Raw genomic sequence first — 9247 nt, forward strand, 5'->3', positions numbered from 1 at the left:
TTCAGCTCGAGCGCTCCACGATGGTGACCCGCTCCATTCTGTCGGGCTTGGCGCCGCCCGGCCGCTGCGGGTCGATGCGCTCGAGCGTGTCGAGCACTTCCGTGCCTGCTACGACCCGGCCGAAGACCGCGTGGCGGCCGTCTAGGTGCGGCGTGGCGGTGAGGGTGATAAAAAACTGCGAGCCGTTGCTGTCCGGTCCGGCGTTGGCCATCGACAGGACGCCCTTGCCGTCGTGGGTCAGCTCCGGACTGAACTCGTCGCGGAACCTGTAACCGGGGCCACCGCGGCCCGAGCCGCTAGGGTCGCCCGTCTGCGCCATGAAGTTCTCCAAGACCCGGTGAAAGACGACGCCGTCGTAGAAGCGGTTTTGGGCCAGGAAGACGAAGTTGTTGACCGTTCTCGGGGCCTGGTCCTGGAAGAGGTCGATCTCCAGGCGGCCTTTGCTCGTCTCGATGATCGCTCTGTAGTCGGTGTTCTTCTCGAGGACGTCCTCGGCCTCTTTGAAGGAGGTGCGGCGCTCGCCGCGGGGTTCGCTGACGGGTTCGCTGACGGGTTCGCTGACGGTGAAGCCTTGGGGGACATAAGGTAATTCCATAGCTGCTCCTTAAGGGTCGAGGGCTGAGAGGGTTCTTGGCAAGCTGTGAATCTGCTGCCGCTTACAGCGTTTACGGGGCTTTTACAGGGCTTTGCAAGGTTGACGGCTACTGAGACGGCTACTGCGAGCATGCACTTTTACTCGCTCCGCCGAGCCTTTAATCTTGCGGGCGTTCGATGATGTAGAGGCGTTCGATGAGGTCGGGCGGCGACCAGAAGCCGGCCACGGTCTCGCCGGTCTGGCGGTCTTGGCCTATGGCGGCGTTGTAGCCGTCGAGGCTGAAGCTTTCGCCGATCTGCGGCACCACCCCCAAGCGTTCGGTGAGATAGGCCTCGAGCGTGCTCTCCGGCTCGCCCGAGAGCTCGATGCCCTGCGCGCTCAGCGAGGCCAAGGTGCCGTCTATGGGGACAAAGGCGTTCGGCTGCTGGGGGTCGATGCGGCTGAGCGCGTCCAAGACCTCGAGCCCCTCGGTGACCTCACCAAAGATGGTGTGGGCGCCGTCGAGCCAGGAGGTGGCGGTGAGGGTGATGAAGAACTGCGAGCCGTTGGTGCCCGGTCCAGCGTTGGCCATCGACAGCACGCCCGGCTGGTCGTGGCTCAAGCCCTCGACGATTTCGTCCTCGAACTCGTAACCGGGGCCGCCCCGGCCGGTGCCGCTGGGGTCGCCCGTCTGGGCCATGAAATCGTCCAACACCCGGTGAAAGACGACGCCGTCGTAGAAGCGGTTTTGGGCCAGGAAGACGAAGTTGTTGACGGTCTGGGACGTCCGCGTCTCATAGAGGTCCGCGACCATGCGCCCGCGGTTGGTCTCGATGACGGCGGCGTAGTCGGTGCCGGGCGTGAGGACCTGCTCGGGCGCCTCGAAGCTCTGCTGCTGCTCTTCGGCTTGTGGGCGGAGCGTGTAGCCCTCGGGCACGTAGAGGTCGGCTTCGGCAAGGTCGCTGTCCTCGGCGCTCTCCGCCGGTGACTCGGCGGGTGCCTCGACCGGCGCTGGGGCTGCGGCTGGGGCTGCGGCTGGGGCTGCGGCTATCGTCCCGGCCTGTACGGGCGGCTCTTGGGCGAGCCAGAAGCCGCCGCCGACGAGAAGGAGGGCGGTGCCTGCGAGGATAAGGATTCTCATGTTGGCGCCTTTCGCGCGTGGCCGCCGAGCGCCGCGCGTCTTTGGGGATAGCTTGGGGTCATGCCCGCCACTGTACCGGCAGACATAACACCGGCAGACATCATACCGGCAGACATTGTACCGAAAGACCCAGCCGTAAAGTTCGCGCAGCCTACCCCGGCTCTCCCTACCCCGGCTCTCCCTGGACGGGCTCCCGGCCGCGGGCTCGCGCGGCGAAGGCACGGATCTCGTCGATGAGGCGCTGCACCGCCAGGCCGTCCTCGAGCGTGGCCGCCCGGCGCAAGGCCAGGCCCTCGCGCCAGGGGTCCTCCGCGGGCGCCTCGGCGAGTGCCCGGCCCAAGAGCACCGTGCCCGCGGCGAAGGGGCTCGAGCGGAAGCGGTAGGGCACCGTGCCAGGCAGGGGGCTGACATACTCTTTGAGGGGGCGCTTGCCCTTGGAGACGTAGAGCTTGAGCGAGGTGTCGATGACCAGCGTGCCCTCGGTGCCGCGGATGAAGAGGGTATCGACCGTTTCGGTAAGAGCCGCGCCGTGAATCAGCAGGGTGCCGACCGCCTCGCCCATGGTGAAGCTCGCCGAAATAATCTCGTCGGCAGTGACCTCTCTGGGTTTGCCGCTCTTGTCCTTGCGCTCGGAGTAGACCACGCCCAACGCGCCCCCGGCGACGGTAATCTTGCCGCAGCTTTCCGCGAGCAGCCAGCGGATACCGTCCAAGACGTGCGAGCCGATGGCGCCCAGGATGCCGCCGCCTCTCCCCGCGTCCGACCACCAGCTGTAGGGCATGTCCGGGTCGATGCGCATATCCGAGGCGACCCTGGCCGTCACCGTGAGCACCCGGCCCAGCAAGCCGGCGTCTATGAGCTCCTTGGCCTTGACCCGGGCCGGCACGAAGCGCAGCTCGTGGTCGACGAGCGCGAGCAGGTCGGGCCGGGCGCGGGCGGCTTGAGTCATGCGCTCCGCCTCGGCGGCGGTGAGGGCGAGCGGTTTCTCGCAGAGGAGGTGCTTGCCCGCCGCCAGGACGGCCAGCGCCTGCTCGGCGTGCAGCCAGGGCGGCGAGGTCACCGAGACGAGCTCGCAGTCGAGCGTCAGCAGTTCGCGCCAGTCGGTCGTCGCTACCGGGACGCCGTAGGCCTCGGCGATGCGCGCGGTCTTGCTCTTATCGCGTCCCGCTACGCCGACGACGTCCAAGCCGGCGGCCAAAAAGGCGGGGATCTGCACGCGCTCGGCCCAGCCCGTGCCGATGATGGCGACCTTGCGCATTCAGTCAGGCTCCAGAGGATCGGTCATGCCCTCAGTCTACCCTTGCGGCCCCAGCCGGGTGCGGGGTCGAAGGCTTGTACTCCGGCCTATCTCCAGTTGGAATGGAGGTCTCGAGGCTGGCCGGTCACGCTTCCGCCCACCCTGTGGCCGAGGCCGGTCGGCGGATGGCGATCAGCTGATGAGAAGGGGTTTTTCTGTCCTCGAGACCACCTCGCCGACGGCGGCGGCTCTGGGAAAGCGCGGCCGCAGGTGCGCCAGCAGCGCAGGCGCCGCGTCCGCGGCGACGCTGAGCAGGAGGCCGCCGCTCGTCTGCGGGTCCACCAGCGCCAGCCACGCCGCCTCGCTGATCGCCTCGCGCCCGCCGACCTCGGCCTCGACGTAGCGGGTGTTGCTGCCATGCGCCCGCGTCAGGACGCCTCGCGCCAGCGTCTCGGCGGCGTGCTCGAGCAGGGGAACCGCCTCGCTCTCCAGGCGCAGGCTGAGCTTGGAGCCCTGGGCCAGGTGCAGCGCGTGGCCCAGAAGGCCGAAGCCCGTCACGTCGGTGGCGGCGTGAACCGCGCGGTGCAGCTCGGCGGGAAGGTCGAGCCGGTTGAGCGCGGTCATCGAACGAACGGCCTCACTGATGTCCAGGCAGCTGAGTTCACCGCTCTTGAGCGCGCCCGTCAGGGTGCCGGTGCCGACGGCTTTGGTGAGGACGAGCACGTCGCCGTTGCACGCGCCCTGGTTGCTCCAGAGCCCGTCCGGCGCGGCCAGGCCCGCGACGCTGAAGCCCAGCTTGAGGGTGTCGTCCTCGATCGAGTGGCCGCCGACGAGGAGTGCGCCGGACTCGCCGACCTTGTCCACCGCGCCGGCCATGAGTTCGGCTAGGACCTCCTCTCCCAGGGTCTCGAGCGGGTAGGCGAGGATGGTCAGGGCGGTGATCGGCGTGGCGCCCATGGCGTAGACGTCGCTGAGCGCATTGGCCGCCGCCACCGCGCCGAAGTCGCGGGGGTCGTCCAAAATCGGCGTGAAGAAGTCGAGCGTCTGGACGAGGAGCTGCCCGCTGGCCAACCGCCACACCGCCGCGTCGTCTAAGAGGTCGCTGCCGACGACGAGGTCGGGGTGGCTCTGGCGGGGCAGGGTCTTCAACAGGCTGGAGAGCGTGCCGGCGGCGATCTTGGCCGCGCAGCCGCCCTTCTTGACGGTCTGGGTCAGTCGGATGCTTGCCTTGTCAGCCACGCTTCACACTCCTCGCGCCCGCCCCTAAAGGCGACCGGCCGGTCCAGCCCCTCGAGCGCCCTCAGGTAGAGGGGGTCATAGTAGCGTTTCAGGATTTCGCTGAGCCAGGGCCGGTGCGCCTCGAAGACGTTCCAGGCACCTTCTCGTTCGGCGGCCCCCAGGCTCGCCAACATCCAGCTCAGGCTGGCGCCGCCCAGGCGCTTGTGCAGGCGTCGCAGGCTCGCCTCGAGCCCCGCTCTCGCCTGCGCCACGCCCTCGCGCTCGGCGGCCTGGGCGACGTACTCGTCGAAGATGGCCCAACTGCGGCTGGCCAAGCTCTCCTCGAGGAGGACGACCGGGCTGGCGGCGACGCGCGCGTAGAGCTCGGCGGGGAGCTGGCGCAGGCCGATAAAGCGCGACTCGTCCTCGAGGATGAGCCTCCCCGGGTCGGCCAGGACGAGTTCGGCGGCCAACGCGTTTTCGAAGCTGGCCTGGCTCGGCTGGCCTTCCGGCAGGCCGCCAAAGGCGCTGCCGCGGTGGCGAGCCTGCCCTTCCAGGTCGAGCGCGAGGCTCCGAGGCGGACTCGAATCCCGCAGGCTGCGGATGAGCCGCGTCTTGCCCGAGCCGGTGAGCCCCGCCACCACCAGGACCGGCAGGTTTTTGAGCATCTCCGCCGCGGTCTTTGTCAGGTGCTGCCGCGCCGCCCGGTAGCCGCCCTGCAACCTGGGCAGGTCGGGCCGCGCCGCAAACGCGCAGGCGAGCTCGCTGCGCAAGCCGCCCCGCCAGCAGGCCAGCAGGCTCGGCGCCTCCGCCGCCAGCCTCTGCCAGCGGGCGACGCGCGCGGCCAACTCGGCCTCCACCAGCCTGTAACCGAGCCGCCTGGCCGCCGCCTGGCCCTGTTCCTGGTAGCGGAGGCCGACCTCGTGCCGCTCGGCGTCGCTCAGGATAGGGGCGTTGACCGCGCCCGGCAGGGCGCCCTTGGCAAACTCGGCGGGCGCGCGCACGTCGACTATCCGCCAGGCGGCCCTGCCGCCGCCACGGGGGTAGAGCCTTTCGGCGGATACCGTAAAACCGTCCACCCTTCCAGCATAGCCCGCCTGACGCACCTCCGTCAGCTCCACGGTGATCAGTCACGGGGATCAGTCATGGTGATCGATCCGCTCATCACATAAAACAAGAAACCTCGCAACAGCGAGGTTTCTTGTGTGCTCCCGTGGTGGAGGCGGCGGGAGTCGAACCCGCGTCCGAAGCACCCTCAGACGGGCATCTACGCGTGTAGTCACCGTTTTTGGTTTCGGCAACGCCCGCGCCCGGTGACGGGCTCGGCGGCGCAACCTACAGCGTCTTTAATTTCGCCCGCGACCAACGCTCGAGCGCGCGGGCTAGCCGACTACTGGTTCATCTTCTCTAGCGAGCCACCGGCGGGGCTGCTAGAAGACGTCGCCGGGATTAAGCAGCGAGTGCGTAGCTGGGGTTGTTGCTGTTAACGTTGCCAGTTAATGGCTTTGCCGCTTTTTTACGAGGCCAACGGCACCCTCGACGCGCAACCTTATCCTTGGCGAACCCCGTCGAAACCAGGTCGCCCCCAGGCTCTGCACCTTCTGCACTACGCACCCGGCTCGCGCCGGTACTTTGAGTATAGCATAGCCTCTTGCCCACCTTCAAGGCTATACTTCTGCCTATGGGTACTGTTGCCAGTACTGCCGTCGCCATGCAGGGCGTCAGCAAGCGCTTTCCGCTCGTGCTTGCCAACGACCGGGTGGATTTTAGCGTGAGCTGGGGCGAGGTGCATGCGCTCATCGGCGAAAACGGCGCTGGCAAGTCCACCCTGATGAAGATCCTCTACGGCCTGCAGGAGCCCGACGAGGGCCGCATCCTGGTAGACGGCCGGGAGGTGACGATCCGCTCGGCGAAGGACGCCATTCATCTCGGCATCGGCATGGTGCACCAGCACTTCATGCTGGTCGAGCCGCTGACGGTCGCCGAGAACATGGTGCTCGGCGCCGAGCCCAGGCTGGGGCCCAGCCTCGACTATCGCGTTGCCCGCAAGAGGACCCGCGCGCTCATCGAACGCTTCGGCTTCGACATCGACCCGAGGACCAGGGTGCGCGACCTGCCGCTCGGTCTTCAGCAGCAGGTCGAGATCCTAAAGGCGCTCTACCGCGACGCGCGCATCCTCATCATGGACGAGCCCACCGCGGTCCTGACCCCGCAGGAGACGAAGGGGCTCTTTGCTTTCCTGCGCGACTTCGCGGCGCAGGGCAACGCGGTCGTCTTCATCTCGCACAAGCTGGGCGAGGTGATGGAGATATGCGACCGCATGAGCGTAATGCGCGACGGCAAGATGATCGGCACGGCCCTGCGCGCGAACACCGACCAGCGCCAACTCGCCACCATGATGGTGGGTCGCGAGGTCATCCTCAAGGTCGTCAAGGAGGCGCACGCGCCGGGCAGGGTGGTGCTCGAGCTTGCCGGTGTCACCGTCACGGGCGCCCTGGCGCAGAAGAACGTCGTCGACGGCGTCTCCTTTACGCTGCGGGCGGGCGAGGTCCTGGGCGTCGCCGGCATCGAGGGCAACGGCCAGTCCGAGCTCGTCGAGGCCGTCACGGGGCTGCGACCGGTCGCCGAGGGCCGCATCCTCCTGGCCGGCCGGGACGTGACGGCGGTGAGCGCTAGGGCCCGCCGCGAGAGCGGCCTCAGCCACATCCCCGAGGATCGCAACGCGCGCGGTCTGGTGACGAGCTTTTCCAGCGCCATGAACGCCATCCTGGGCGACCACTACCGGCCGCCCTTCGCCGGCCGCTTCGGCTTCATCGACGAGCGCGCAGTGGAAAGTTACGCCAGGCGGCTCATCGAAGCCTACGACGTGCGGCCGCCTTCGACCTCGGTCACCGCCGCCAACCTCTCCGGCGGCAACGCCCAAAAGCTCATCGTCGCCCGTGAGTTGGAGCGCGGCCCCAAGCTGCTCATCGCCTCGCAGCCGACCCGCGGCGTGGACATCGGCGCCATCGAGTTCATCCACAAGCAAATCATCACGGCGCGGGACGCGGGCTTGGCGGTCTTGCTGGTGTCGGCCGACCTGAGCGAGGTCATGAATCTCTCCGACCGCATTCTGGTGATGTTCGAGGGCCGCGTCATGGGCGAGCTCAGCCAGGCCGAGGCCGACCCCGAGACGCTGGGCCTGCTGATGGCGGGCTCGAGCCTGAGCGGCGGAGGGCTGGAGCCGGCTCAGGTGGCCTGGCAGGACGCGCACGTGTCGGAGAGCGGAAGGTAGGAGCCAGGAATCAGGGGCCAGGAGAGAGTGTCCAATCGCTACGTCGCAGTGGTTGAAGGACAGCGTCTTGGCGACCGTCTCTCGAGCTCGCCGTAGACGACGGGATAGCCCTAGGTAGGCCTCGGCGCAGGCCTAAAGGTTCCTGTTCTTGTCGATGGTGCTGTAAATGTCTCGAGCACGTGTGGCCTCTTCTCAACATTCAAAACTCGAGCGCTCACCAGCCGGGACCGACGCCATTATCGGAGGCGGCCTTGATGGGCAGCTTGGCCGGCGAGTTTCTTAACATTTCATGAAGAGTGGGTGAGCGTCCCCTGTTGCCAGGTATGCGCCTCCATGCATATGATACTATGACCGCACGAGAGGCCGCGAGCTTGCAGAGAGGGACCAGTAAAACGGTGCTCAGGCGTCAGCGGCGCAGGCGTCCGCTTGACGGCTCCTGCACTTGCTGCGCCTCATCTTGTATTCCTTCGCCCCGTCCGCCGGGCTAGCGCGCTTTTAGACAAGAGCAGAGTTCCTGGCAGAGTTCTTGACGTGTCCAAAGTCCTCATCCACTCCCCCCACGTTCTGACGAGCACCGCGCTCGTCGCCTTGATGGGTACGCTCGGCTTCGAGGGCGTCGTGGCCGCGCCTTTGGAGGCCAGTGCGAATGCCCAGACGAATACCCAGACGAATGCCGAGTTCGCCCTCTGGGACCTCTGCTCCTACCGCTTTCACTACCCGCTGCCGCCCAGCGTCCCCACCATCGCCATAGTGAGCGAGCACCAGGTGGCCCTGGCCGACCTGCTGCGCCTGGGCTACCGCGGTTTTATCAGGAGCCACGAGGGCCCCGACACGCTGCAAAGGGCCTTTGCGGCGCTCAGGCGCGGCGAGATCTGGGCCGAGCGCGGGGTGATCATGCAGGCGCTGGCGCCCAGGGGAGATAACCAGTTGACTCCCCAGGAGCACAGGGTTCTGGGCCTCGTCAGCCAGGGCCTCAGCAACAAGGACATCGCCAGCTCCCTGGGCGTCGGCGAGAAGACCGTCAAGGGCTACCTCTCCAAACTTTTTGAAAAGTTGGGCGCCAAAAACCGCACCGATCTCATCGTGCAGCACCTGAAGAACCGCACCTAGCCCGCCCACGCCACCGCCTGGCGTCCGCCACGACCGAATGCCCCTGGGCCAATGTCGGGATCACCCCTACCAAAGTCTTAAGACTTTGGTAGGGGTGACTGGGGGACTTAAGTCTCTTGTCAGGGAACCGGCCGTCTTCTATGCTGATTGGCTAGGGCTGCGCACCTTGGGCCGGCGCCTTGGGCTGGTGGTGTTGTCGTGTCTGGCCTTGCTGGCTATGGGATATGACTGTTTACCAGATGGGGTCATCTTACCAGATGGGGTCATCACGGGATGGGGTCATGGAATCACAACATGAAGCGGGGGCGGGTATGACGGACAACCTGGGCAACGACAACCTGGGCAACAAGATCTTTTCCAACCAGATCCTTATTCTGCTCGGTCAGGTTGTCGAGCTCAAGGTCGAGGTGGGGCTGCTCCGCGGCTTGCCGCTGAAGCTGGCGGTGGACTGCGCCTTTGAGTTTTTGGAGACCTCCTTGGTGCTGAGCGAGCTCTTCGACGCCGAACATCTCGAGGTGCTCAAGACCGAATATCAGGACTTTTTCGAGAGGCGCGCCGAGCCGAGCCGCGCCTGAGGGCCGAGCCGCGGGCCGGAGCGCCGCTCCACTCCCCCCGGCGGTCCGGGGGCCACAGGAGCCTGCCACAGCCCCGTCTCGCTCGAGAGCCAGAGCCGCACCCGGCTGCCCCCGTCGT

General features: G+C 67.0%; 7 protein-coding genes, 1 other RNA gene and 1 pseudogene. 3 read left to right on the forward strand and 6 right to left on the reverse strand.

Annotation, left to right across the window (positions count from 1 at the left end; genetic code table 11):
• Position 1 precedes the first annotated feature (1 nt).
• The 6 genes and pseudogenes from M3498_16985 to ssrA all read right to left on the reverse strand — a co-directional run bounded on the left by M3498_16985 (position 2) and on the right by ssrA (position 5757).
• The gene (locus M3498_16985; protein MDQ3460966.1) at positions 2 to 595 is read right to left on the reverse strand and encodes a peptidylprolyl isomerase; all 594 of its coding nucleotides are present in this window, start codon (positions 593 to 595) and stop codon (positions 2 to 4) included.
• Positions 596 to 1031: 436 nt separating this feature from the next.
• Positions 1032 to 1388, reverse strand: a pseudogene (locus M3498_16990) (peptidylprolyl isomerase).
• A 493-nt stretch (positions 1389 to 1881) separates the two neighbouring features.
• Positions 1882 to 2973 (reverse strand): Gfo/Idh/MocA family oxidoreductase, encoded by a 1092-nt coding sequence (locus M3498_16995; GenBank protein MDQ3460967.1) that lies wholly within the window; start codon positions 2971 to 2973, stop codon positions 1882 to 1884.
• Between the two features lie 171 nt (positions 2974 to 3144).
• Positions 3145 to 4191 carry a selenide, water dikinase SelD gene (selD, locus tag M3498_17000; GenBank protein ID MDQ3460968.1) on the reverse strand — a complete coding sequence of 349 codons (1047 nt, stop codon included), beginning with the start codon at positions 4189 to 4191 and terminating at the stop codon, positions 3145 to 3147.
• The gene (gene mnmH, locus M3498_17005; protein MDQ3460969.1) at positions 4164 to 5249 is read right to left on the reverse strand and encodes a tRNA 2-selenouridine(34) synthase MnmH; all 1086 of its coding nucleotides are present in this window, start codon (positions 5247 to 5249) and stop codon (positions 4164 to 4166) included. Before mnmH ends, selD begins: the two co-directional genes overlap by 28 nt.
• Before the next feature lie 135 nt (positions 5250 to 5384).
• Positions 5385 to 5757: a transfer-messenger RNA gene (ssrA, locus tag M3498_17010) on the reverse strand.
• A gap of 94 nt (positions 5758 to 5851) precedes the next feature.
• On the opposite strand from ssrA, the gene M3498_17015 reads away from it, so the two are divergent.
• From M3498_17015 to M3498_17025, 3 genes are all read left to right on the forward strand, one after another.
• Positions 5852 to 7444: an ABC transporter ATP-binding protein gene (locus M3498_17015; protein MDQ3460970.1), complete on the forward strand. Its 1593-nt coding sequence runs from the start codon at positions 5852 to 5854 to the stop codon at positions 7442 to 7444.
• 531 nt (positions 7445 to 7975) lie between these two features.
• Positions 7976 to 8554: a response regulator transcription factor gene (locus M3498_17020; GenBank protein ID MDQ3460971.1), complete on the forward strand. Its 579-nt coding sequence runs from the start codon at positions 7976 to 7978 to the stop codon at positions 8552 to 8554.
• Positions 8555 to 8835: 281 nt separating this feature from the next.
• The gene (locus tag M3498_17025; GenBank protein ID MDQ3460972.1) at positions 8836 to 9129 is read left to right on the forward strand and encodes a hypothetical protein; all 294 of its coding nucleotides are present in this window, start codon (positions 8836 to 8838) and stop codon (positions 9127 to 9129) included.
• The last annotated feature ends 118 nt before the right edge of the window (positions 9130 to 9247 follow it).

It is taken from the genome of Deinococcota bacterium (assembly GCA_030858465.1).
GTDB lineage: Bacteria > Deinococcota > Deinococci > Deinococcales > Trueperaceae > JALZLY01.

Excerpts from the sequence above, each read along its gene's own strand:
- M3498_16985 (MDQ3460966.1), bottom strand. The coding sequence starts at position 595 with ATGGAATTACCTTATGTCCCCCAAGGCTTCACCGTCAGCGAACCCGTC.
- M3498_16995 (MDQ3460967.1), bottom strand. The coding sequence starts at position 2,973 with ATGCGCAAGGTCGCCATCATCGGCACGGGCTGGGCCGAGCGCGTGCAG.
- M3498_17015 (MDQ3460970.1), top strand. The coding sequence starts at position 5,852 with ATGGGTACTGTTGCCAGTACTGCCGTCGCCATGCAGGGCGTCAGCAAG.
- M3498_17025 (MDQ3460972.1), top strand. The coding sequence starts at position 8,836 with ATGGAATCACAACATGAAGCGGGGGCGGGTATGACGGACAACCTGGGC.